Origin of the sequence: Catonella massiliensis (genome assembly GCF_016651435.1) — a bacterium.
Classification (GTDB): domain Bacteria; phylum Bacillota; class Clostridia; order Lachnospirales; family Lachnospiraceae; genus Catonella; species Catonella massiliensis.
In genome coordinates this window covers 1-23,127 of the sequence record NZ_JAEPRJ010000001.1, presented here as the reverse complement: position 1 = coordinate 23,127, position 23,127 = coordinate 1, and the positions used below count along the sequence as shown (strand labels likewise).

The 23,127-nt window shown below is 38.9% G+C and carries 23 protein-coding genes; 3 read left to right on the top strand and 20 right to left on the bottom strand.

Annotated elements, in window-relative coordinates:
• Window positions 1–8: 8 nt before the first annotated feature.
• From JJN12_RS00115 to JJN12_RS00105, 3 genes are all read right to left on the bottom strand, one after another.
• The gene (locus JJN12_RS00115) at window positions 9–1,781 is read right to left on the bottom strand and encodes a glycerophosphoryl diester phosphodiesterase membrane domain-containing protein (RefSeq protein ID WP_208427783.1); all 1,773 of its coding nucleotides are present in this window, start codon (window positions 1,779–1,781) and stop codon (window positions 9–11) included.
• A 222-nt stretch (window positions 1,782–2,003) separates the two neighbouring features.
• Complete coding sequence (locus tag JJN12_RS00110; RefSeq protein WP_208427782.1) at window positions 2,004–2,303, bottom strand: type II toxin-antitoxin system RelE/ParE family toxin; 300 nt, start codon at window positions 2,301–2,303, stop codon at window positions 2,004–2,006.
• Window positions 2,304–2,307: 4 nt separating this feature from the next.
• Window positions 2,308–2,553, bottom strand: a complete 246-nt coding sequence (locus JJN12_RS00105) for a type II toxin-antitoxin system prevent-host-death family antitoxin (RefSeq protein ID WP_208427781.1) — start codon at window positions 2,551–2,553, stop codon at window positions 2,308–2,310.
• A 250-nt stretch (window positions 2,554–2,803) separates the two neighbouring features.
• Between JJN12_RS00105 and JJN12_RS00100 the strand changes: the two genes are divergently transcribed.
• The gene (locus tag JJN12_RS00100; RefSeq protein WP_208427780.1) at window positions 2,804–3,805 is read left to right on the top strand and encodes a hypothetical protein; all 1,002 of its coding nucleotides are present in this window, start codon (window positions 2,804–2,806) and stop codon (window positions 3,803–3,805) included.
• A gap of 103 nt (window positions 3,806–3,908) precedes the next feature.
• On the opposite strand, the gene JJN12_RS00095 is transcribed toward JJN12_RS00100, so the two are convergent.
• Window positions 3,909–5,405: a gliding motility protein gene (locus tag JJN12_RS00095; protein ID WP_208427779.1), complete on the bottom strand. Its 1,497-nt coding sequence runs from the start codon at window positions 5,403–5,405 to the stop codon at window positions 3,909–3,911.
• Window positions 5,406–5,669: 264 nt separating this feature from the next.
• On the opposite strand from JJN12_RS00095, the gene JJN12_RS00090 reads away from it, so the two are divergent.
• Complete coding sequence (locus tag JJN12_RS00090) at window positions 5,670–6,668, top strand: DNA adenine methylase (protein WP_208427778.1); 999 nt, start codon at window positions 5,670–5,672, stop codon at window positions 6,666–6,668.
• Window positions 6,669–6,678: 10 nt separating this feature from the next.
• Here JJN12_RS00090 and JJN12_RS00085 read toward each other — a convergent pair whose 3' ends face one another.
• The 10 genes from JJN12_RS00085 to JJN12_RS00040 form a co-directional block, all read right to left on the bottom strand.
• A complete protein-coding gene (locus JJN12_RS00085; RefSeq protein ID WP_208427777.1) occupies window positions 6,679–7,428 on the bottom strand; it encodes a DUF6273 domain-containing protein in 750 nt (249 codons plus the stop codon).
• A gap of 9 nt (window positions 7,429–7,437) precedes the next feature.
• Window positions 7,438–7,698, bottom strand: a complete 261-nt coding sequence (locus tag JJN12_RS00080) for a Txe/YoeB family addiction module toxin (protein WP_208427776.1) — start codon at window positions 7,696–7,698, stop codon at window positions 7,438–7,440.
• Complete coding sequence (locus JJN12_RS00075; RefSeq protein ID WP_208427775.1) at window positions 7,698–7,964, bottom strand: type II toxin-antitoxin system RelB/DinJ family antitoxin; 267 nt, start codon at window positions 7,962–7,964, stop codon at window positions 7,698–7,700. Before JJN12_RS00075 ends, JJN12_RS00080 begins: the two co-directional genes overlap by 1 nt.
• A 418-nt stretch (window positions 7,965–8,382) precedes the next feature.
• Window positions 8,383–9,534, bottom strand: coding sequence for a hypothetical protein (locus tag JJN12_RS00070; protein ID WP_208427774.1), 1,152 nt, complete (start codon window positions 9,532–9,534; stop codon window positions 8,383–8,385).
• A gap of 71 nt (window positions 9,535–9,605) precedes the next feature.
• Complete coding sequence (locus tag JJN12_RS00065; RefSeq protein ID WP_208427773.1) at window positions 9,606–9,833, bottom strand: hypothetical protein; 228 nt, start codon at window positions 9,831–9,833, stop codon at window positions 9,606–9,608.
• 219 nt (window positions 9,834–10,052) lie between these two features.
• A complete protein-coding gene (locus tag JJN12_RS00060; RefSeq protein ID WP_208427772.1) occupies window positions 10,053–10,802 on the bottom strand; it encodes an ABC transporter ATP-binding protein in 750 nt (249 codons plus the stop codon).
• Window positions 10,803–10,813: 11 nt separating this feature from the next.
• Complete coding sequence (locus JJN12_RS00055; RefSeq protein ID WP_208427771.1) at window positions 10,814–11,596, bottom strand: ABC transporter ATP-binding protein; 783 nt, start codon at window positions 11,594–11,596, stop codon at window positions 10,814–10,816.
• Window positions 11,572–12,372: an ABC transporter permease gene (locus tag JJN12_RS00050; RefSeq protein WP_208427770.1), complete on the bottom strand. Its 801-nt coding sequence runs from the start codon at window positions 12,370–12,372 to the stop codon at window positions 11,572–11,574. Before JJN12_RS00050 ends, JJN12_RS00055 begins: the two co-directional genes overlap by 25 nt.
• On the bottom strand, window positions 12,369–13,157 hold the full coding sequence (locus tag JJN12_RS00045; RefSeq protein ID WP_208427769.1) for an ABC transporter permease: 789 nt from the start codon (window positions 13,155–13,157) through the stop codon (window positions 12,369–12,371). Before JJN12_RS00045 ends, JJN12_RS00050 begins: the two co-directional genes overlap by 4 nt.
• 102 nt (window positions 13,158–13,259) lie before the next feature.
• Window positions 13,260–14,345, bottom strand: coding sequence for an ABC transporter substrate-binding protein (locus tag JJN12_RS00040; protein WP_208427768.1), 1,086 nt, complete (start codon window positions 14,343–14,345; stop codon window positions 13,260–13,262).
• 318 nt (window positions 14,346–14,663) lie between these two features.
• On the opposite strand from JJN12_RS00040, the gene JJN12_RS00035 reads away from it, so the two are divergent.
• Entirely contained in the window at window positions 14,664–16,100 is a 1,437-nt protein-coding gene (locus JJN12_RS00035) for a sulfatase-like hydrolase/transferase (protein WP_208427767.1), read from the top strand.
• A 56-nt stretch (window positions 16,101–16,156) separates the two neighbouring features.
• On the opposite strand, the gene JJN12_RS00030 is transcribed toward JJN12_RS00035, so the two are convergent.
• The 6 genes from JJN12_RS00030 to JJN12_RS00005 all read right to left on the bottom strand — a co-directional run bounded on the left by JJN12_RS00030 (window position 16,157) and on the right by JJN12_RS00005 (window position 23,030).
• Window positions 16,157–17,101, bottom strand: a complete 945-nt coding sequence (locus JJN12_RS00030) for a DNA-methyltransferase (protein WP_208427766.1) — start codon at window positions 17,099–17,101, stop codon at window positions 16,157–16,159.
• A 116-nt stretch (window positions 17,102–17,217) separates the two neighbouring features.
• Window positions 17,218–18,057 carry a PilZ domain-containing protein gene (locus JJN12_RS00025; RefSeq protein ID WP_208427765.1) on the bottom strand — a complete coding sequence of 280 codons (840 nt, stop codon included), beginning with the start codon at window positions 18,055–18,057 and terminating at the stop codon, window positions 17,218–17,220.
• 25 nt (window positions 18,058–18,082) lie between these two features.
• On the bottom strand, window positions 18,083–18,439 hold the full coding sequence (locus tag JJN12_RS00020) for a hypothetical protein (RefSeq protein ID WP_208427764.1): 357 nt from the start codon (window positions 18,437–18,439) through the stop codon (window positions 18,083–18,085).
• A gap of 148 nt (window positions 18,440–18,587) precedes the next feature.
• The gene (locus JJN12_RS00015; RefSeq protein WP_208427763.1) at window positions 18,588–20,072 is read right to left on the bottom strand and encodes a DUF1846 domain-containing protein; all 1,485 of its coding nucleotides are present in this window, start codon (window positions 20,070–20,072) and stop codon (window positions 18,588–18,590) included.
• A 16-nt stretch (window positions 20,073–20,088) separates the two neighbouring features.
• Complete coding sequence (locus tag JJN12_RS00010) at window positions 20,089–21,687, bottom strand: potassium/proton antiporter (protein WP_208427762.1); 1,599 nt, start codon at window positions 21,685–21,687, stop codon at window positions 20,089–20,091.
• A 59-nt stretch (window positions 21,688–21,746) separates the two neighbouring features.
• Window positions 21,747–23,030, bottom strand: a complete 1,284-nt coding sequence (locus JJN12_RS00005) for an LCP family protein (RefSeq protein ID WP_208427761.1) — start codon at window positions 23,028–23,030, stop codon at window positions 21,747–21,749.
• Between the last annotated feature and the right edge of the window lie 97 nt (window positions 23,031–23,127).

Genomic DNA, 23,127 nt, shown 5'->3' with positions numbered 1-23,127 from the left:
TTTCATAGTTATTTTATATTTTGATACAACAATCTTGTTAGCTTCTCAAAATAGCTGTCTTCCTCGTTTTCTATCTCTTCCTTTACCATATCAGGATAATCAGTAATGATGCCCGCAACATCCTTATGTAGGTATTTTACTATATTTTCACTGTCATCTATGGTCCATACAAAAATGTCCTTACCCTTTTTCTTGGCGTCAGCACTTAATATGTCATTAAATGAAAAGTCTTCCAGTACAAAGAAATCTACCTTTTCATCTGAGAAATTGCCAAACTGCAGGGCAATAATGTGACCTGTCTCTATCTCAGGATCTTTTTTTTCGATTTGCTCCATTATATCAAGATTTCCGGACATAGTTTTGTAAGTCTTCTCTACACCAAGCCTCTTCATTTCATTTATAAAAAGATCGGCGTAGTTATCAGGCTCCCCTCCATGAGGCTTTAACTCCACCAAAAGCTTGATATTAAGCTCCTTTGCACGATTAACAAATTCCTCAAAGGATGGGATATGGCTCTTAAAATTTCCCTGACTTATGGTAAGCTTTTCTATCTCGTCAAAGGTCAAGTCCTTTACCATCTTATCAACCCCCGCCAGCCTTTTGAGATTGAAATCATGCATTACCACAAATTTATTATCCTTTGTTAACTGTATATCAAGCTCTACGTAATCCGCACCTACCTTTTTAGCACCCGCAAGGGACTCCAGAGAGTTCTCAACTCCCATCTCACTATAGCCTCTGTGTGCTATAATCAGCACATTTTTATTTATCTCTGTAGAAAACATCTGGTAGCCCATATGACCAAATATAATTATCATTATTACACTCGTTACAGCCGCAAGCTTTTTACGCTTTCTTATCTCATTATCCACCCTGGGAGCTGTTTTAAAAAAGAGCTTTTCTCCCCTGTCACTTATTATCTTCACTATTGAAGATATAAGAATCAGCTTAGATACTATTATAAAGAAGAATAAAATGATGCGCGAAATGATATAAAATAAATTATTATATACTATTTCTTTTCCAGATGAATCAAGAAGCTCAAACACCAAAGTGTTAACCCAGAGTAAAATACCTCCGATTAAGACCAGGGCAGCTTCAAGCCTGAACCACATAAACAGCAGTCTAATCTTTCCCTTTTTGGTAATTTCAAGACTTTTTTTCATGTTGGTTGAAAAAGGCTGGTTATTAATGACAGTTAGAGGGATGGTAAAAATCAGTCTGATGTTGATGTACCCACATATCACAAGAAATGCTATGTATACAACCACACCGTTCTTCATCTTCATAAGCTCCTCAGTGATAAACGTAGGTATGAAGAATTTTTCCGAAAATGCAGAGCTTAGCCCGAGGTTTGACATAGGTATCATCAGTATGAAATATATGACAAACAAAAATAACTGCTTTGGGCTAAAGTTCTTCCATTTTATAAATTCCTTGGTAAGACTATCCCGCCAAAGAATCTTTTCATTTTTGTATGAACTGTAAACCATCAGCGTAAGTACAGAAAATTCAAATAATGTAAGCATACTTAGAAGGATTACAAAGACAAATAAAAGGGGTATGCTAAGCGGTGCACTGAGTATAGATATCACGTTGTGAGTGGTAAAATTATCCTGCCCGGCACTCATAAGTATGAGTTTGAATATAAACCTCAGTGAATAGCTCCCAACAGTTGCCAAAAAAAGCTGCAATATGACAGCCTTTGTATAATATCCGAATTTATTTTGATATATATTTTTTACTACTTCCCTGCTTATTGTTTTAATATCCAGCTTCACGTCTAACACCATCCTTTGCCTTGTTGTTATGCTACTAAAACTCCTATGTAATTTTATACGAAAACAGTGGGAAATGTAAAGAGGAAGTGATTCGGAAAAATGTGTAATTTTGTTCTAAAAAAGTCGAAAAAATGTTTTTGATTGGCATTGAAAAGGTCAGAAAAATGTTTTTGATTGCTGTTTAAAGTGTGGAAAAATGCGCAAACATACGATATTAGTATATCACTCAAAAATCCTTGTAAGATCTTGATACCTGTTTAACACGCGATAGATTTCTACATAGCCTTCATTAACCTTATAAATAATTACATAGTCTTCCCATACCACATATTTGTAATCCGTCTTAAAACGTACCCTCTTTGAAAGATTTGTCCCCATCTCAGGGAATAACTGAAGATTTTCAAATTTTCCATATATTTCTTCTATTGTTTTAGCTGCATACTTTTCATTGTCTTCTGCTATATAATCACGAATATTCCTTAAGTCCTCTACAACAAGAGGATTAATCCTTAGTTTTAGCATTTTCTTACCCCATTATCTTTTTTAGTTCTGCGAGATTAAGCCAACCCTCTCCGTCTTTCACAGCCTCTTCAGCTTCATGAAGTTTCATCAAAAGCTTCTTTTCCGCTTGTTCACGTTCATAATCTTCAATATCCAAAACCACATAGCGTCCCCTGCCATTCTTGGTTAAGTATACTGGTTCTCCCTTGTGACAATTCTTCAATACCTCATTATAATTTCTCAAATCAGATACAGGTAGTATATTTGCCATATTATGCAACTCCTCTCTTAATCCTTAATATCATCAAGCTTTAGCCCGGCTGACCAACACAAAATAACCTTATGAGATAGGCAAAATATAGTTAGTCATCCTTATTATATTATACAATAAATGTTGTTAAATTCAACTTAAAATTTTACTCATTTTATATAGCACCAAAATCATATTTCAAATATATCTTAGGTTATTGTAGTCCCCGCGTTTTAATGCTACAATTAAGATATACCAAAAAGGAGGAACTATGAAAAAATTAAGTATACTTTCCATATTAACTATAGCAATGCTTTTGATGACAGGACTTCTTTGGACCGCTCCGGTGCAGGCCGCTAAACCTAAGCTAAATAAATCATCCATAAATCTTCACATAGAACAGGGATACAGCTTAAAAATAAAAGGTCTTGATAAGAAACTTACTGTTAAATGGTCAGCAGGAAACAAGAAAATAGCCACTGTGTCATTAAAAGGTGTTGTAAAAGGAAATTCCAGCGGAAAGACTGTTGTTTACGCTAAAGTCTACAACAAGAACAAGCTTAAATACACTCTTAAAGCAAATGTTAAGGTAGATAATAAGGGCTATGCCACTACACAGGCCTTACTTGTAGCCTTGCTTAAAAATAAAAAGGTAAATGATATCATTGTACAGGGCAAGGCTAAGTTTACCATACCAAAGGGGAATTTCGGTAAGAATCTTGAAAGTGTAGGAGATGGCCTATCACTTAAGGTATCAGAGGGCAGTTCCCTTAATTCAGTGATAATAACAGGCTCTAAGGCAGTGAAAATCGGTGTCGCAGGACAGTTGTCTTACCTCTATGCGCGAAAAGACAATGCTAAAATATCCCTTAAATCTTCAGGAAAGAAAGCTATTGTACATACTGTCTTCCTTGAAAATCCTGCTAAGCTTGATTTTGTATCAGATAGCAAAAAAGAACCTTGCAATATCTACGTACTTGCAAAGTCAGATATTAGGATAAGCGGTAAAAATAAAAAGAAAGATGTAGTTGCCATAAATGATTCTGCAGAAGAGACAAAGGTCACGGCAAATAAAAGCATCACTCTTTTTGCCGATGCCCGTACTACTCTTGTAGTAAATAGCGGAGCTAAGGACTCTAAAATAACAACCCTTGACTACAAGACACCTATAACAGTCACAAACAATACAGGTACCAGCCTCTTAGTCTCCACCCCATCTGGCAAAAAAACAGTGGAGGCAGGTAAAACTCATACAGTTACAGGTAAAAATTAGGCAGAAATGATTTTAGGGAACTTTTCGGTTCTTCATCTGCGAAAAGTTCCCTATGGGATAATCTAAATCTAAAGTTTCGTATGTTAAAAATCTAAAGTTTGGCTTAAAACTCCTTCACATCATCAAAAATATCAATCATCCTATTCTTATCAAGTCCTAATTCATCGGGAATCAGGCATAAGATGTCTGAAAGAGCGTCAAATACCTCATCTCTTTCGATAGTTGTGATAAAGTATTTTCGCTTATCCATCTTGTTAAAGCCCTCTGCATAGGTTCTTACTAAGGCTTCGATATCCTGCTCAAAGTCTGATGTAGGTCCCTCTATGAGTTTTACCACCTGAGCCCTTGTCTTTCTGTAGATGTCAGCAGCCTTTTTGGCATTTGAAGGAGTGATGCCCTCTCTGCCATCCCATGAGCGGAATGGGTTGTCTAGGTTTTGTGCCAGCCATTCAGGTTTTCTTGCCTTCGTAATCCAAAGGTGTAGTCCCTCTTTAGCACGGTTTTTATAAAGTTTCTTCACCATCTTAGCTGCGTCCTCAGGCAGGCTGTCCATCCACAGGCTGCAAAGATTAGGGAAACACTCAGGCTCCGGAATATCCTTCTCAGAGAAACCAAACAATTCCATAGTGGAAAAGAACCTCAGCTTGCTAAATCCTGATAGCTTATCAAAGTTAATCAGATTGCCGGGCTTCCCCCAAAGCCTTAATTCCAAAAGGTCAGGATACTGAGACAAAACCTCCTCTATATCAAGTTCCATTATACTTCTAATATGCAAGCTCCCTAAGTTATCAAGACCTGACAGCCTTGGAAGCTTTCCGTCAACATATAGAATCAGGGTCCTCCCATTATCCTCAGTCCTTATCTTGCAGTTGTCTGAAACTTCGCCGAACAAAATAAGATGCTCCATACCGTCATTTAATACAAGCTCTTCTACCCCTGTCATATCAACGGAAAGCCTGTCTATATAGCTTTTTGAGAAATCAAGCTCCTTCTGCCCATGATTATTAAGCTCCAACTCTCTTAAGAAGGGATAGCCCTCTAAATATTCATATAGGTTTTTATACCATTTATGTAAGGTGAGGTGGCTTAAACAAGGAAAAACCCTAAGACTAAGCACATCTTCAAAGTGAATCCACTCATCACTCATATTTCTCCTTGATATTCTACATTCCTCTCCCTCAAACATCACCTTTTCTTCGCTTTTATCTGCTGCCTTAAAGGCATCTCTCTTCGCCTTCGGGATATCCTGCCATCTTAACTGTCTGTATACTATGTCGCCACTACCCCAGCCATATGAATACGAATCTGAGCTCTCATCCATTATAGGAGCCACATTTCCTACAAAAATATATTTTTCCGGAACATCTACTTCCACATTATTCATGTCTAGGCTATTGTCCCAATACATATAATCAACATAAAGCGGCTTTAACTCCGACAGTTCTGCCTCTTTAAGCGGCTCCTCTCCAGACCAGTCAAGAGACAGCTTTACTGCCATCTGTTTTCCATCTTTATCTTCTACCTTGGTTATCTGACAAGCCGTATATTTTTTTAATTTCTCATTGTAAACACAGTACACATCCCCTGCTTTTGCCTTCATAATGTTATTCTCCTTTTACTTAAATGATATGGATATATGAAATATCTGTCCCCTGCAGTACAGATTTGTTTTCCCACTCTTGCAATAATATAAACATCACTACAAGTATATAATATTTTAATCTCTATTCCAACATCATCTTCAACGCTTACATCACATTTTCACCTTTCACTCCATATAATTCATCCACCAGACAGTTTATTTTTCCGTAAAAATATGTTATTCTTCTTATTTGTAGACTTATATAAAAATGGGGGATAAGCAATGAATTACATAGGTTCAAAGTACTCACTTCTGGATTTTATTGAAAATGTCATTGAAAATGTCAGCGGATATAAAACAGGGGATAATTATGTCTTTGCCGATATATTTGCAGGTACAGGAGTGGTAGGAAGTGCATATAAGGGAAAGGGTGCCTATGTGATTGCAAATGATATACAGTACTACAGCTATGTCCTAAACAAGCATTTTATCGAAAATGTCCCTCCGTTAAATAATGAATTAGGAGTAGTGCTTAATTCTCTTAAGCCCCTTAAAGGCTTCATTTACAATAATTACTGCGAGGGTTCAGGATCTGGGAGGAATTATTTTACAGACAGTAACGGAAAAAAATGTGATGCTATCAGAACTTTTTTGGAAGAAGCACATAGCTCAGGGGAAATGGGTGATGCAGAGTATTTTTACTATCTTGCAAGCCTTATCAATTCAATAGATAAATATGCAAATACGGCTTCTGTCTACGCAGCCTTTTTAAAACACATCAAAAAATCAGCAGCAAAGGATTTCACACTATCCCTGCTGCCCGTCATTTCCGGGCAAGCCGGCAAAGTATATAACGAAGATGTAAATGTTCTAATAAAGAAAATAAGTGGCGACATCCTCTACCTTGATCCGCCATATAATACAAGGCAGTATTCTGCCAATTACCACATCCTTGAAACCATAGCAAAGTACGACAATCCTGCTCTTCGTGGCATAACCGGTCTTCGTGACTATGAGCAGCAAAAGAGCAGCTTCTGCTCGAAGCGTACAGCCTCTGCCGTCCTTGATACACTTATTAAAAATGCTGATTTTGGCTATATTTTCCTAAGCTACAACAACGAAGGCCTTATGTCTGCTGACACCATAAGAGATATTATGTCTGCTTACGGAGATTATAGCGTGTTTACCAGGGAATACAAGAGGTTTAAGGCTGACAAAGACGAAAATAGGAGGATAGCAGGCAGCGAGGTCGTGGAGTATATACATTGCTTGAAGAAGTAGGTAAAAGTCCTTACTCCAACACATAGACCTCTTTCCCCTCAATGATTCCCGCTTTTTTCTTTATTTTTGCTAAAGAATCGACACAAAAGGCTGGGCGGATTCCATGTTTACCAAAAGAATTGCCAAGACTAAGTTTTCCATCAAAACTTACTTCACACACTGCAGAAAGATATGATGTCACAGGGGTTCTTAGCAACCATCCCATCGGAGTCCCATCTAAATAACTAAGTCTGTTATCCGGATTTCTAAAATACCTCAGTGCTTTACCTTCTATTCCATAACCATATGATAGTTCCTTATCTGAGAGCAAAAATATATTCCTGTTTATATTTTCAGTCTCGTCACCTGAACATCCAATTGAAGCATCTGAGTAAATTTCAACCGCAGTACTCTCTATAAGGGAGTGAATTTCTTTAAGATTCTCATAATATGAACCATTCAAGAACCTGTCTATTTCGCTGTCTTTGTAGTACGAGCTATACTCATTCATCCTTTTTGTTTCAGCTAGGATTTCCTCCCGTAAAAGAAGGGTACTTCCTTTCTCATATCCATTGTCAATAACCAAGAACGGCACATACTTACCATCTTCCTTGATATAAACTCTATAATCATCTTTGCTTTTTAAGCTGGAATATGCTATGGAGCTGATTGTATCCTGCCTTATGAGCAGCCTATAACAGAATACTACAATTACAAAAGTCAGAGCTACAAGCATTATTATAATGAGTTTGCACTGACTTTTTTTAATCAACTTGTCCATTCCGACCTCTCAGTCTTCATAGTGCCCTCGGCATGTAACGATATAAATTATACTATCTTTCTCGTAATAGACAATTCTATTAGTATCATCAATGCGCCTGCTCCACATACCGCTCAAGTTATCCTTTAAAGGTTCAGGCTTGCCTACACCCTCAAAAGTGCTTCTCTGAATGTCTTTAATCAATGCATTTATCTTTTTCAGCGTTTTCTTATCCTGTGTCTGCCAATACAAATAATCGTTCCATGCTCTATCTTCCCATAATAGTCGCATTAGTCTACCTCTATCAAATCATGTTCAGCAAAATTTGCCTTTCCTTCTTTTATATCTCGTACGATATTTTCAAGATAGCGGATATTATTTTCAGAATAGAATGGATCCAGTGACACCTCAAACGGTATGCGCTTTTCTCTGCTGACTTTCTTTGCAAAAATGGTAAACGCAGCACTCATAGAAAGTCCAAGTTCAGAACAAGTCTGCTCCATACTCCTTTTTACATCTTCGTCTAATCTAAAATTCACATTTACTGCATGTGCCATATCTAACACTCCTTCCTATTGTCCTTATTATATGCTGATAACTAAAATTTTGCAAGTGTTATCATTACATTTTCTTTGATTTGTAATGATATTATGTTAAGAGTATCGGATTGTCCTCACATTGAGTATATTTCATTATGCCATAATAACTCTTTTATCTTTCAGCACAACGCATTCCCCTGTGAAATCTCAATATAAGCAGATGTTTATTTAGTACTTTTAGCCCTGTCAACGGAGTCGAGAGTTTTTTATTTTAAATTCGTCACGCAGTGCGTGACAAATTTTATACACGAGATAAAACTGATACAATTCCATCTGTTTTATTAATTCAGATGTGAGTATCTTCCTATTACCCTTAGTAGAAGAATCATTAGTACCAATAAGAATATATTAAAATAAAAAATTTTTTTAGATAATTTCACTCTCTCCTCCTCTTCCTCACCCAAACAACCACCAGTACGACTACAGTCACTACACCCACGATAATGGGCAAAATTTGTAACAAGCCAAACATCAACATTCCAAGAATATAAAATGTGCCTATATTACTTTTTCTTTCAGGTTTTTCGACTGCACTTAGAGAGAACCTGAGCTCTCCTTCAGGAAGTCCGCTAGACTTAAAATTATAGCCCGTTTTGGTTTTGGTAAATCCATCTTGACTGTTATCAATCAGGTAGAACGGCGTATTTATATCTACATTCAAATTCCCAAACTTCGCCCAGGTTGATGCAGGGGAAAGAAGATAGTTGTATCTATAAATGTCGGGATCATATTCTTCGTCTATTGTTGGATACATTGGCGCTTCTATCGTATTAGTTATCTTTTCTCCGGGAGCCAGGGTTATTTCATACTCATACCAACGAAGAAGAGATTTTAGTCTTTCTCCGGTATCATACACAGATATAAATATAGCACCTGAATTTTCTACTGTAGCCTGCTTATATAATTCAACAATAATATTGTACCAATCAGACTCTAATATCTGTCCGCCCTTGTCATAGCTAGTTAAAGCAAATTCCTTAAATGTCATCTTAGAAGTGGATTTAAGCTGCATTTCTCCCTTTATTTCTTTGCTTTCATTACTACTGCTTTCATAAAATTTCCACTCCGGCATCTCTTTGGTAGGCTCACCTATTACATACAACTCTACCTCTTTCCCATTTTCTGCAGTTATACCTATCCTGGCTCCTCCTTTATCATCAGTAGTAAAACCATAGGATTGTTCAAGATAGTATTTCCTTTTACCATCAAAGGAAGGAACCTCTATACCGGCTGTCGCTAATTTATAGAGCTCTTTATCTACTCCACCTATCTCATAGACATATTTTGTTACGGGAAGTTCAGGAGAATAAAAATCATCCTTTATATAGCCATCAATAAGAAAGCTCATTTCCTTATGAATATCAAAATCAAAGTCGCTATAATAAAGACTATGCCTCAGATTTTTTTTGATTTCCTTATCATTTATTTTTATATCAAACTTTGCAGTATCGTCTATTCTTTTGTACACCTGATTTTCTTCATCGTATTCTTCAGGTCCATATTCCGGATAATATCCAAACGGAAACACAAGCTTTGCAGTTACCTTATAATCTGCAGGATTGTAAAATGTATATTTTGCAGTTACCTTGCCATTATATTTTAAAAAATCTCCTTTTTTTCATAGTAGCTATTAGGAAATTCTGATATATCAAAGGTTAGCTGCTCATCTTCCACTTCTATCGGACAGTTTTCACCCTTTACCACAGTCCCCGTCATATCTACTCCATACCAGATTCTCCTTGCAGAATTAGCAAGAGCCGTCAGCTTAAATATATCACTTGCTAAAAACAGTATCATACAAAGCGCTATAAACCCCTTATTTTTCATAGCCAGCCTCCTTTTGTGGTACCTAATATTCTCCTTTACCCTAGTATAGCATTTTTTGCGGTTAGAAGGTAGGAATATTTTGGCATTATCAGAATGAAAGGACAATGTTAAACTAATATAACTATTTTGTACTTATTCAACATTGACTAAATATATAAGGACTGCCAAAGTCGGCAGTCCTTATATGTTATCTCTATTTAATTATCAGTATCTCTACGATTACCACCACTTTATCAAGTCAGTTACCTCATTACGAAGTTTAACAAAGTCAGGTGAGGCTATGTCTCGTGGGCGAGGCAAATCATTGATGATTTCTTCCTTTATCTTGGTAGGCTTATTGGTTAGCACTAGTATCCTCTCTCCAAGATAAACAGCTTCTTCAATGTTGTGTGTAATGAAAATTACTGTAGTACCTGTTCTCTGCCATAGATTAAGCAGCTCATCCTCAAGCTTGAAGCGAAGCTCAATATCAAGCTGTCCGTATGGCTCATCCATAAGCAGCAGTTCCGGTTCTGTTGCAAATGCCCTTGCAATAACTACTCTCTGCAGCATACTTGCTGAAAGCTGTTCAGGATAGTATTTACGGAATTTTGTTAACCCCACTATTTCAAGGTATTCATCAACAAGCTTATTCGCCTTTTCCCTTGCAACATGCTTAATTTCAAGTCCAAATCGAACATTCTCTTCAACTGTAAGCCAAGGCATGGTCGAATATTCCTGAAATATATAAGCTACATTATGTTTATCTAAGTCTACAGGCTCATTGTTAACAAGGATTTCTCCTGAAGTAGGCTTGTATAGTTTTGTTATACTATTCAAAAAAGTCGTTTTGCCACATCCTGTTGGCCCCACAATACATAGAAATTCACCCTTTTTTACTTCAAAAGAAATGTCATCTAATACCAGGAGGTCATCAAACTTTTTTGTAAGATTTATTACTTTAACCTTAGCTTCTCTATCACCCTGCATCTCGTTCCCTCCTAAAAAGATTTATCCATATTTTCCGTAATTTCCTTTCTTAATTCCAAGAACTTTGGATCAACATAATCTCTTGGAAAAGGCAGGTCAATTTTGTATTCTTTTTTGATTTTTGACGGACAGTTTGTTAGGAGTATGATTCGGTCAGCCAAATACACAGCTTCTTCTATGTTATTGGTTACAAATACTACCGTTCTCTTCTCTTTCTGCCATATCCTCTGCAGTTCTTCCTCCATCATGTAGCGAGTCTGGGCATCCAGATGTCCAAATGGCTCGTCTAGCAATAGTATATCCGGGTTATTGCAATAAGCCCTTGCTATACCCACGCGCTGACGCATACCACCGGAAAGCTGTGATGGATAACTCTTTTCAAAGCCCTTTAATCCTACCAGATCTATATAGTGGTCTGCCAGCTCCTTACGCTTCTTCTTTTCAAACCCACGTACACTTGGCCCAAATTCGACATTTCCCATAACCGTAAGCCACGGAAACAATGCAGTTTTTTGATAAACCACTCCCCTTTCAGGGCTAGGCGCTTTTACCTCTTTGTTGTTGGATAATACTTTACCCGAAGTGGGAAGTTCAAGCCCCGCTAGTATATTCAGTAGTGTTGTTTTACCGCACTGTCCCGGTCCAAACAATACCAAAAATTCATTTTTTTCTACCTGAAAACTAATATCTTTTAGTACCTCATTTTTACCACTTCCATCGTAGCTGTTAAACTCTTTCGATACATTATCACAAATCAAAGGTACATTGTTTAAAGTCCCTGCTGTTGATTCCATAGACACAATCTCCTTTCCAAGGCAGACATTAAGGTTGCAAGTATGAATCCGATTGCACCTATGGCAACAATGCCCACCATAATCTGTATCGTATTTCCTGTTGACATTCCCATTACGATGAGCCAGCCTACTCCCTCGTCTGAACGAATCATTTCCGCCGCAACTACCGCTGACCAGCCTGCAGTAATGGCAATTTGAAGCCCCGCAAATATATAAGGAACTGCTGATGGCAATACAACTCTTGTAAACACCTGTCTTTCACTTGCGCCAAGCATTCTGGCTGCACCCATTAAGGTCTTGTCTACATTTTTGGTGCCATCATAGGTATTTACGGTTATAAATGTAAAACTGCCTAAGAAGATGATAAACCACTTACTTTCATCACCAATTCCAAACCAAAGAATAGACATGGGTATCCAAGCCAAAGGCGGAATAGGTCTCACAAATTCAAAAAGCGGTTTAAAAATAGCCTCAAAAGTCTTGGAATAACCCATAAATACTCCAAGAAAAACTCCGGTTACTGTTGCTATTGAAAATGCCACCAGCACACGATAAAGGCTGATTGCAATATGCATCTGCATGGTGTATTTTCCTATAGGGACTGCAAAACTTGTAAGAAATGCACTTATGATAACCGATGCAGGTGGTAAGAACATCTTTGCACTTGTAAATCTGGCAACCAGCTCCCATACTGCCAAAAATCCCACTACTGCAATGAAGGCGGCCAAAAATGTCTGCATTTTTATATTACGAGCTAATTTAGATTTCCCCATCATTTTCTACCCCTTCCTATGTATTTTCTCTGCAATTTTTCCAGTCCATAGCTCATAATTAAGCCGATTCCACCAATAGTAATCATACCTACGATAATAATGTCAGGTCGTCCAAGCATTCTTCCGACATAAATCATATAGCCTACACCTCTTGTAGCCGCCAGCATTTCAGCAGCAATGAGGGCCACCCAAGAAGAGCCTAACGCCAGTCTAAGTCCTGTAAAAATCATAGGCAGGGCTGTTGGAATTGCAACCTTAAATAGCATTTGTCTATTCGTTGCACCGAATGTTCTTGCAACCCAAAGATGAACCTGGTTTGTTTTTTTGATACCTGTATAGGAATTAATAGTTGCACTGATAAATGCTGCAAAGAATATAATTCCCACCTTTGACAGATAACCTATACCTAACCACAGTATCATAAGCGGAATCCAAGCCAGTGCAGGAACAGGTCTTATAAGATTGAATAGCGGCATCGCAAACATTTCAAATTTACGACTCCAAGCCATAGCTATTCCTAAAGGAACTCCTATAAATACTCCTACTGCATATCCACCTAAAGCTATTTTTAAGCTCGCCAGAATATGCTGAATCAGATTGGCTCCGTCCGGAGTAGTTCCTCCTGTAAGTTTATAGATAAAGGTATTCAGTACTTTAAGCGGACTTGGTAACATAAAAGGAGATACTATTTTAAGAACATCTGTTACAAGCTCCCATATCGTAATAACAATAACAACCGTAAATATTGAAATGAGTTTGTATTTTAAATCCCCTGATTTTTTCTTCATTTTAGCACTCATTCCTTTCTACTTATATTCATAGACTTTGGTTTTAAATGATTAAAAATCTCCGGAAACAACAGAGATTTTTAATCAGATTCGCATATTATCTTAATTAGTTTTAACCTGTGCTGTGTCAATAGCATCAACATAAGTTTTGATGATATTAGTATTGAACTTATCCATTAAGCTTGCATCAAGCTGCCCAAGTCCAATATAGAATTCACCCAGTTCCTTAGCAAAGCTTCCAAGCTCTCTGTTTTTCCAATCTGATGCTTCGATAAATTTAACTCTGCCCAAATCTCCTCTAACGCTTTCCTCTGATGTTTCAGCTCCGGCTTCTTTCAAATAATCCATCATCAGCTTTGTAGCCATATCCTGGTCAGCATTAAGTGCTGCTCCCGCTACAGCAAGAAGATCTATGTACTTCTGGATAATTTCAGATTTTGTTTCTAATGACTTTTTGTTACCTGTAACCATGTCCACATATTTTGTTCCCATATCAGCAAGGTTACCTACCTGCACCATACCATCATTTTTTGCATCAAAGAATGTAGGAATATTGAGTGCAACTGCATCAGCCTGATCTGCTTTAAGTGCCTGATATGCCTGAGCAGTTTCCATGTTAACGATGTTTACATCCTCTGCCTTAACACCAATCTTTTCAAGCCATTTTAATGTTGTAAAATGCTGTGCAGTTCCAATTGGCAACAGGATTTTAGCACCCTTTACCGTATCAGGATCTCCATATACATTTGGAAATGATGGATTGTATCCCTTTACAGTTGCTATTTTGCTCTCAGGCTTTACAAATACTCCAAGACCATCCTGAGACTCAAGTACCTCGCCTATAATGGTCATATCATAGTTTGCCACACCTGTAACCGCTGCGGCGCCCATTGCTCCAACATCCCACAAGTCAGCAGCCAAGGCTTCATTCATTGGGGCGCCTGTCGCATACATTGTGGTCTCCATTCTAAATCCGTTCTTTTCATCCAGCTTGTTTACCTTAATGTATCTGGCTGGCAAGCTTGTGATGAAAGGCATCATTGCAACACGCAAAACCGGTAAATCACTACCAGCTGACCCTGTCTGCTTTGATGCGGTGGAAGTAGCCGTATTGCCCCCTGAACTTGAACATCCCACCAACGCTAATGCCATAGACAATGCTGCAATTCTTTTTAAAATCTTTTTCATAAATACTCTCCTCCTTTATAAGCCATGAGGACTATCCCATATAATCCTTTGTGTCTTGCTTATTTATTATTATAATAGAATATCTCCATATTTTATTTGCAATTATTTTACTTTTCTTTCAAATTATTATGTTTCAAAATCTTAATTGAATTTTATTATATAAATTATTTGACATTTCTTTTAATAATTTGCGTTTTTTCACACAGTATTGACATTGAAGATGGGCTATTATATGATAATTTAGCATGGATACGGTTTGCCATTTTGTGACAAATTCATTCATTACAGTTCATTATCTATACATTACAGGAGACTGATATGAATACTAAAAAGCCTAATATTATTTTTATTTTATCTGACGACCAGGGAATGTGGTCTATGGGATGTGCAGGTAATAAGGAAATCATTACCCCAAACCTCGATAGACTGGCAAGTGAGGGAATGTTATTTGACAATTTCTTCTGTGCCTCCCCTGTATGCTCTCCAGCGAGGGCTTCACTTCTAACAGGTAGAATCCCTTCTCAGCATGGCGTTCACGACTGGCTAAGAAATGACAACAAAAAGCAGGAGGATATCGAATATCTTAGTGGCATGAAAGCCTATACAGATGTACTTGCTGAAAACGGCTATATATGCGGTCTTTCCGGTAAATGGCATCTTGGAAACAGTGCCAAGCCTCAAAAGAGTTTTTCCCACTGGTTTGCTCACAAGTCCGGCGGTGGACCTTACTATAATGCACCATTGTATAAAGACGGAGTACTATATAATGAACCTCGGTATGTGACTGATGTGATAACCGATGATGCCTTAGAATTTATCGATGAAAATGCCGGAAAACAGCCATTTTACCTTACTGCCTGCTATACTGCTCCACATTCTCCCTGGGTTAATAACCATCCTAAAGAATACACTGACTTGTACAAGGACTGCCCTTTTGACTCTATTCCAAAGGAGAAGGAGCATCCTGACAGTATTTATCTTACTAAAGAGGTGGCAAAAGACCTGCGTTCTAACCTCATAGGTTATTTTGCTGCTGTTACTGCTATGGACGCCAATATAGGCAGAATAATAGACAAGGTCGAAAGCCTTGGAATCAGAGAGGATACACTTATTGTGTTTACCAGTGATAACGGTTTTAGCTGCGGTCATCATGGCTTTTGGGGTAAGGGAAATGGTACCTTTCCAATCAATATGTATGACAGCTCAGTTAAAGTGCCTTTCATTGCTTCACAGCCAGGCATTATTCCTGAAAATAAGGTCTGTGATGCACTTGTTTCAGCCTATGATTTTATGCCGACACTCTTAAACTATGTAGGAATAGAAGATTACGAGGATGAAACCCTCCCGGGAAGAAGCTTTGCAGCCGCCTTAAAGGGACTGGACTTTGAGCAGGATGATAAAATCATTGTTCTTGATGAATATGGTCCAAATCGAATGATTAGAAACAAGGAGTTTAAGTACATAAAACGCTATCCTTATGGACCTGATGAAATGTATGATTTAATAAATGATCCTGATGAAAAAAACAATCTCCTGCTAAAAGATAGCCATGATGAGCTTGCCGCCGAGCTTAGATATGAGCTTGAAGCTTGGTTTAGCAAATATGTTAATCCTGAGATTGACGGTGCAAAAGAAGCAGTATACGGCTCAGGACAAATCAACTTAGCAGGACTTTGGTCAAAGGGCGAAGTGTCACACAGCTGTGATGATTACATTAAAGAATCCCCTAATTACAAGCCTTTTAAGGTAAAATAGATGGCTGCCCACAACGGGCAGCCATTAACTTTCCTCTTACCTTTCCAAAAACGCTTTTACTCTCTTTTCCTACCCTTCCTTTGCAGCCTCCCCGTATTTCTCTCCCAGAATACGCCATCTGCATAGCCTTGTATTGTCTTATCCTCTTCAGCCATTTCCAGTCTTTTCTCAGCCCAGATACAGTATTGCACATTCTGCTCAATACCTATAAAGTGTCTGCCTAACTTCTTTGCAGTTACCGAGGTAGAGCCTGAGCCTAAAAAAGGATCCAGAATCACATCTCCCTCGTTGGAGCTTGCAAGAATGAGCTTCGCTAAGAGCTTCTCCGGCTTTTGGGTAGGATGAGCAGTATTCTCAGACATAGACCAATAAGGGATGGAAATATCATCCCAAAAGTTGGAAGGATAGGTATTTCTAAAGTTGCCATTCTCTGTTTCCTCCCAGTCTTTTGGCTTCCCATCCACCTTATATGGCGCAATCACACTTCTTCTCATCTTAACAGCTTCTACATTGAAGGTATACTTAGCAGAATTCGTCACAAACCAGATATCCTCCATACCATTCTTCCAGTTACTAAGAGCCCCTCTGCCCTTTTCTCTCTGCCAGGTTATGCGGTTTTGCACATGAAAATTCTCCTTAAGCACCATAAATATAGAAGGGCTTGAAATCCAATCACAGCAGACATAGACTGTCGCATCCGCCTTTAGGAGGGGCTTTACAAGCTCTACCCATTTCTCCGTATATTCCAAGTAGGCTTCGTCACTGGTTTTCTTAAATTTATTTCCATGGAAATCCTTATCGAGGTTGTAAGGTGGGTCCACTATTAGCAAATCCACACTTTCTTTAGGCAACAGCCTAAGTACTTCAAAAGTATCCCCGAGTATAGTCTTATCCAAAACATCCGGTAATTCTGCCTTTTTATCCAGCATTAGGCACTTTTTCAGATATTCATTTCCTTCTTCCACAGATAAATCTATTGTTTTATTTCTACCTGCCTTCATCTCATTTTCCTTTAATTATATGATGTGGGTGTCAAAAATATTTGTAATTCGCTCATTTTTTACAAAAAAACCAGTCAGTTGCAACGCCGACCGGTTATCCATAACACTATTTATCTTTACTGCAAAGGCCTGTTCTTAGCCCTGCGCTTTTCCATCTGCTTCTCATTTACATATTTGCTAAGCTCCTGATTAATAGCTAAGAACTTACATCCTATGGTTTTCCTGTTGATTGTATCTACAACCCTTACTATCTTAGCTTTTATAACAAACTCGATTTTTTGGTTAACTTTTTCCGACTTTTCGGCACTGCCTCCACCGTTCATAGCCTCAATAAGGGAAATCTGCTTCTTAAACCTTGCGATGTCCTTCTCTATCTTTGTTTCAGGCTGACGCGCAGGACTCTTTACCTTAAACATCTTCATATAGTCTGAAAATGTTACGAGAATATCCTCTCCCGCCTCGACAAACAAAAACTTAGGCACAACTATTCCAATACCTACTGAACTAAGGTCCTTCAAATTAGCCTTATTAAGCGTATCATCGCTCCCAAGCTTTATGTAGCATTCATTGGCAAGAGGAACTCTAAAGCTGTTTCTCCTATTGAAGGACTCAGCATCATCCTCTGAGATAATAAGGTGTGCAGGCCCGTAGTTGTCAAGATTAATCCTATAAACCCTAACATTGTGCCATTCATAAGGCTTTGAATCCAAAATGCCGATAAAATCACAGGATATCTCATTGTTGTCAAAGCTTAAAGGGTGTCCGTTAAAGGTAAACATCTCTGCCACCACATAAGGAAAAAGACCGCCTTCATGTCTTTCAATAAAGCCGGATATCTCCTTCTTGTCCTTCGGACTGGTTATCTCTACTGCCTTAGAGCTAAAACTTGCGGTCTTAGAACCAAAGCGCGCTGTGAGCGTTAACTCACAGCCCTCTATTAATTCATCAATAAACATCTAATCCCTCAAAATGTAAAACTTATTACTCTGCGTCTTCATCAGTCTCAACTGTGAGCATAGGAATTACAACACTATCCGCATCATAGTCATAAAGATCCTCAAGCTTGTTAAGAACTTCTTCACACTCTGATTCGGACTTTCCTGTCTCCTGCATAGCCTTCATACAGTATGCGGAAATAACGTTGTTAAATGCTCCTGTATCTACAAGTGTAAGTAAGTCTGAAAGGCTCTTGCCATTTAATGACTTACAAGCCTCAAGAAGCTCACCAAGACGCTTCTTGCCTTCTTCTGTATCCTCAGCACTAAGCTTCTTCTCATACTCTCCTATAAGAAATTCAAGATCTAATGCAAAGCTTTCTGCTCCTAATTCTTTAGCCATAATAAATTTTCCTCCTAAAACTGTTTAATATTATTATTCTAATATATACATGTGTCAAATATATTTCAAGTTAAAAATTATTTTTCATTTATACACAGTTGTCAAAATATAAGATGCCGGGTAAACCAAAATGACGCAGTTACTATCCTTAGTTGTGAAATAGCTTCTTAGTCTGATACTTTGGCTCACAGGTGAGGTTGATACCAAGCTTTGCAAGTGTACGCTGGTCTTCACTTGAAAGGATAACTGAGGAATGTGCCTCACAGCCCTTAAGCTCATCAAGCTTTGCAACCACCTTTGCTGCATTTTCATCGGTTCCTGCACAAATGGTGAGCGCAATCAGCATCTCAGCAATATGCAGATTTGGATTGTGGTTGCCAAGGTGCTTTATCTTTAACTGCTGAATAGGTTCTATTACACTTGGAGAAATGAGACGAAGCTCATCAGGAAGCCCCGCTAACTTCTTAAGCGCATTAAGAAGCATAGCAGATGTAGCTCCCATAAGCTCTGAAGTCTTGCCTGTCACCACGCTGCCGTCAGCCAGCTCGATGGCACTGGCAGGCTCTCCTGTCACCTCAGCATTGGTGTTGGCTGCGGCAACACATTTTCTATCCTGTACTCCGGTTCCTGCCTTCTTCATAAGGAGTTCAAGCTTCTCTACCACCTCTTCCTTGCTGTTACCCTTTCTTAGCTCACATCTTTCCTTAAAGTAACGCCTTATTATCTCTTGGCTTGCTGCTGCCCTTACAGCCTCATCATCAAATATACAGTTACCAGCCATATTTACTCCCATATCTGTAGGCGATTTGTATGGAGATGAACCGTATATCTTTTCAAACATTGCGTTAAGCACAGGGAAGATTGCTACATCCCTATTGTAATTAACTGTAGTAAGACCATAAGCCTCAAGGTGGTAAGGATCTATCATGTTTACATCATTTAAGTCTGCTGTAGCCGCCTCATAGGCAAGGTTTACAGGGTGTGACAGGGATAGATTCCATACAGGGAAGGTCTCAAACTTGGCATAGCCAGCCTTGATACCGTGCTTATGCTCGTGGTAGAGCTGTGAGAGGCATACTGCCATCTTGCCGCTTCCAGGTCCCGGTGCTGTAACGACTACTAGGGAGTGCTTTGTCTCTATATAATCATTTTTACCATAGCCTTCATCACTTATGATTGTAGGCACATCGTTTGGATAACCTGCTATTGGGTAGTGTCTGTACACCTTTATACCCAGTGCTTCAAGCTTTTTCTGATACTGGATGGCACATTCCTGACCTTCAAATCTTGTAAGCACTACGCTTCCAACATATAGGCCATAGCTTCTAAATGCATCTATAAGCCTCAGTACATCCAGGTCATAGGTTATGCCAAGGTCACCACGTACCTTATTCTTCTCTATATCGGCAGAGTTGATGACTACTACTACCTCTACGTCTTCCCTAATCTGTGTAAGCATCCTTATCTTACTGTCAGGCTTGAATCCCGGCAGCACTCTTGAGGCGTGGTGATCGTCAAAGAGCTTGCCTCCAAATTCCATATAGAGCTTTCCACCGAAACTCTTAATTCGCTCCATTATCCTTTCTGACTGCATTTTCAGATACTTGTCGTTGTCAAATCCTGTCTTAAACATAATTTCCCTTTCTAGTCTACCTGACTACACTGTTCATCACAAGCATATCGCCTTCATTTAACACTATATTTCCATTAGGGATAATGACATCATCCCCTCTTTTAATTAGTATTATCAATGTGTCATCATCAGTAGGTATCTCGGAGATTGCCTTGCCAATGTAGCTGCTTGTCTTGTTGATATGTATTTCACTTAGCATTGTGCCCGTCATGTGCTCCGGAACAACAGCTGAGAGTATGACCTTGTCTCCTATATTTAGAACTGTCTGACCGTTTGGGACCTTTGTCCCCGACTCATTTTGTACTGAAACTATGATGGTTTCGGGAGGTGTTTCTATATCCATAAGTGTCCTACCCGCCCAGGAATGGCCTTCAGGTATGGTAAACTGAATAAACTGAACAGGAACCTCCTCAGTATAGTCAGTAAATGTCTTCATAACGTCTCCCTGGTGGTCTATCATGTCAAGGTGCTTTGCTATCTTCGGCAGGGATGCCCCTTGAAATATGATTGAAAGCAGTACTATAAAAAATGTAATGTGGAAGAGATTTTCGTCAAGTTCGGAGCCAAGTACAGCCATTATGGCAAACACAATGGAGGCCGCTCCTCTAAGCCCTGCAAAAGACACAAGAGCTATCTGATTTACCTTACTCTTAAAAGGGCCGAGTATCGCTATTACTGCAAGCGGTCTTGCCACAAATGTCATAAATAAAAATATGAATATAGCCGGAGCCGCTACCCCAGGGAGCTTTGAAGGGCTTGACAGGAGTCCTAAAAGGAAGAAGATAACCATCTGCATAAGGCTTGTAGTTCCGTCAAAGAAATGCACCAGGTTCTTCTTATCCCTGATACGGCTGTTACCCATTATTATTCCTGTGATATATGCACTTAAATACCCGTTTCCACCTATTGCACCCGCTCCTGCATAAGACAGTAGGGCTACGCCAAATACAAAGATGGTATCAAAGCCGTCTGCCTCTGTAAGTATGTTGTGTAGAACCCAAATAGCGATAAGAGCTGCAAATACTCCCACTACTACGCCAAAGCCCAACTGCCCTAGTATCAAAAGAACCGGATTTGATGCATTCTCACTACTTTGTAACAGCTGAATAAAGAGTATGGTAAGCATATATGCGATAGGGTCGTTACTTCCGCTCTCAAGCTCAAGCATTGACGCTGTATTGTATTTTAGGTTTAGTTTTCTGGAACGAAGTATGGAGAAGACCGAGGCTGCATCTGTGGAGCCTAATATAGAGCCTAGTATCAGAGATACTGTCCAGCTAAATTCCAGCACATAGTGGCAAAATACCGCAGTTATAAATGCTGTGAGAGCTACCCCAAATGTGGATAAGAGCCCTGACTTAAGGGCTACGGGCTTTGCCTGCTCCCAGTCCGTACCAAAGCCTCCGTAAAATATAATAAATATAAGAGCTATGGAACAGATATTCTCCGCAAATTTATAGTCTTCAAAAGGAATCCTTAAGATTCCATCAGATCCAAGCAGCATACCCAGGAAAATAAATGCAAGAAGAACTGGCATGCCTATCTTGGCTGATATTCTGTCAAGAAGGACACAGGCAAAAATGATTATAGAAAACATCAACAACAGATTACCCATATGTCCTCCTTCCTACAGAAAACCGACACAGGCTGCCCTGCATCGGTTAGATTTGTATTTTACTTATTCTTCGTTTTCTTATTGCCGTTTATAGCTGATTCGGTAGCAGGCTTTTTATGACTGCCAAATACAAAGTTAGCCAGTTCATCCTTATTCTTAGGAATGTCAAAGGTTACAACAGCCGCTCCATTTATCAAAGCACCCTGATATGTTCCTTCTGCTGGAAGCCTGAAAGTATCGAGAGGTACACCATCTAAGCTAAGCTCCATCACCTCTGCGAGGTACGAACTTGCGTTGCTCTTCTTAATGTCAGTCTGTACCTGAGAGAATACGGTATCAAGCAGCTTTACAAGAGTAATAGGATTACTCTTTTTCACTTCCTTAAATATAGCCGCCATAACCCTTCTATGCCTTGAGGTTCTTCCCTGGTCGTTGTTGGAGCCATCCAAAGTAGCTACCTTCCTTACCCTTGAGTACCCAAGAGCCTGATTGCCGTTCATGTGGTTCATTCCCGGCTTTAAGGTACGGTTAGACCTCTTTGAAATGTAGTTCGTAGTATTTAAGTACTGAGCCTCACCCGGAGTGATTTCTATATCAACTCCTCCAAGGTCATCAATAATTTTCTGAAATGTCTTAAAGCTAACTATGATAGAGCCGTCAAGCCTTAGTCCGTAGTTATAAGCTATGGTCTCATACATAAGAGGAACTCCGCCGTGGTTAAATGCAGCATTGATTCTGGTATTGTAAAAGCCCGGTATAGTCACATAGCTGTCTCTCATAATAGAGGTGAGGCCGAGGGTCTTCTGCTTTGTGTTTAATGTGGCTATCATGATGGAATCAGTACGTCCTGAAGCTGTGCTGTTGTTGCCTATAGCCTCTACACCAAGGAGTAAGATGTTATATACTCCGTCCTCGTGAAGTGCGTTTCTAAATGTAGCGGACATCTTGGATGGGTCTATGTTCTCCGTGATCTCACCCACCTTTAGTCCTTCTTCCTCTTCTTCCTCCTTGGTCTCAACCGCCGAGCCCGAAGCGTTCTTAGCAGGCTTATCATCAGTTTTTGCATTCTTACCCATCCTCCAGTAAGCCCACTCTACCGCAAGATTTGACATGATTTTCCTGCCCGGTCTTGTAAATACAAGAAACGAGCCGCCTGCCAGTATGATAACTAAGAGGACTATGAGTACCTTAATAAAAATGTTTAGTTTCTTTTTCTTTTTCCTTGGTTTTCTTTTATCATTCATATTATGTCTTTCACCCTTTTGTTTAGCGTCCATTTCCTTTTTTACCTGCTCTGCCAGAGAGCTTCGTATTTCTTTTAAAAATTCATCTTCATTGCTCATCCTGTTTCTTCCTTTACCACATAAAGTTAAATCCAAAAAATATACATTTCATTATATAACAAGATAAGTGTCAATTACAAGTGGCTTAAGTTTAATC

What these genes read in the sequence shown, in the direction of transcription:
- JJN12_RS00110 (WP_208427782.1), bottom strand. Translation starts at nt 2,303, where the DNA reads ATGCTAAAACTAAGGATTAATCCTCTTGTTGTAGAGGACTTAAGGAAT.
- JJN12_RS00105 (WP_208427781.1), bottom strand. Translation starts at nt 2,553, where the DNA reads ATGGCAAATATACTACCTGTATCTGATTTGAGAAATTATAATGAGGTA.
- JJN12_RS00100 (WP_208427780.1), top strand. Translation starts at nt 2,804, where the DNA reads ATGAAAAAATTAAGTATACTTTCCATATTAACTATAGCAATGCTTTTG.
- JJN12_RS00095 (WP_208427779.1), bottom strand. Translation starts at nt 5,405, where the DNA reads ATGAAGGCAAAAGCAGGGGATGTGTACTGTGTTTACAATGAGAAATTA.
- JJN12_RS00090 (WP_208427778.1), top strand. Translation starts at nt 5,670, where the DNA reads ATGAATTACATAGGTTCAAAGTACTCACTTCTGGATTTTATTGAAAAT.
- JJN12_RS00085 (WP_208427777.1), bottom strand. Translation starts at nt 7,428, where the DNA reads ATGGACAAGTTGATTAAAAAAAGTCAGTGCAAACTCATTATAATAATG.
- JJN12_RS00080 (WP_208427776.1), bottom strand. Translation starts at nt 7,698, where the DNA reads ATGCGACTATTATGGGAAGATAGAGCATGGAACGATTATTTGTATTGG.
- JJN12_RS00075 (WP_208427775.1), bottom strand. Translation starts at nt 7,964, where the DNA reads ATGGCACATGCAGTAAATGTGAATTTTAGATTAGACGAAGATGTAAAA.
- JJN12_RS00065 (WP_208427773.1), bottom strand. Translation starts at nt 9,833, where the DNA reads ATGAAAAATAAGGGGTTTATAGCGCTTTGTATGATACTGTTTTTAGCA.
- JJN12_RS00060 (WP_208427772.1), bottom strand. Translation starts at nt 10,802, where the DNA reads ATGCAGGGTGATAGAGAAGCTAAGGTTAAAGTAATAAATCTTACAAAA.
- JJN12_RS00055 (WP_208427771.1), bottom strand. Translation starts at nt 11,596, where the DNA reads ATGGAATCAACAGCAGGGACTTTAAACAATGTACCTTTGATTTGTGAT.
- JJN12_RS00050 (WP_208427770.1), bottom strand. Translation starts at nt 12,372, where the DNA reads ATGATGGGGAAATCTAAATTAGCTCGTAATATAAAAATGCAGACATTT.
- JJN12_RS00045 (WP_208427769.1), bottom strand. Translation starts at nt 13,157, where the DNA reads ATGAAGAAAAAATCAGGGGATTTAAAATACAAACTCATTTCAATATTT.
- JJN12_RS00040 (WP_208427768.1), bottom strand. Translation starts at nt 14,345, where the DNA reads ATGAAAAAGATTTTAAAAAGAATTGCAGCATTGTCTATGGCATTAGCG.
- JJN12_RS00035 (WP_208427767.1), top strand. Translation starts at nt 14,664, where the DNA reads ATGAATACTAAAAAGCCTAATATTATTTTTATTTTATCTGACGACCAG.
- JJN12_RS00030 (WP_208427766.1), bottom strand. Translation starts at nt 17,101, where the DNA reads ATGAAGGCAGGTAGAAATAAAACAATAGATTTATCTGTGGAAGAAGGA.
- JJN12_RS00025 (WP_208427765.1), bottom strand. Translation starts at nt 18,057, where the DNA reads ATGTTTATTGATGAATTAATAGAGGGCTGTGAGTTAACGCTCACAGCG.
- JJN12_RS00020 (WP_208427764.1), bottom strand. Translation starts at nt 18,439, where the DNA reads ATGGCTAAAGAATTAGGAGCAGAAAGCTTTGCATTAGATCTTGAATTT.
- JJN12_RS00015 (WP_208427763.1), bottom strand. Translation starts at nt 20,072, where the DNA reads ATGTTTAAGACAGGATTTGACAACGACAAGTATCTGAAAATGCAGTCA.
- JJN12_RS00010 (WP_208427762.1), bottom strand. Translation starts at nt 21,687, where the DNA reads ATGGGTAATCTGTTGTTGATGTTTTCTATAATCATTTTTGCCTGTGTC.
- JJN12_RS00005 (WP_208427761.1), bottom strand. Translation starts at nt 23,030, where the DNA reads ATGAGCAATGAAGATGAATTTTTAAAAGAAATACGAAGCTCTCTGGCA.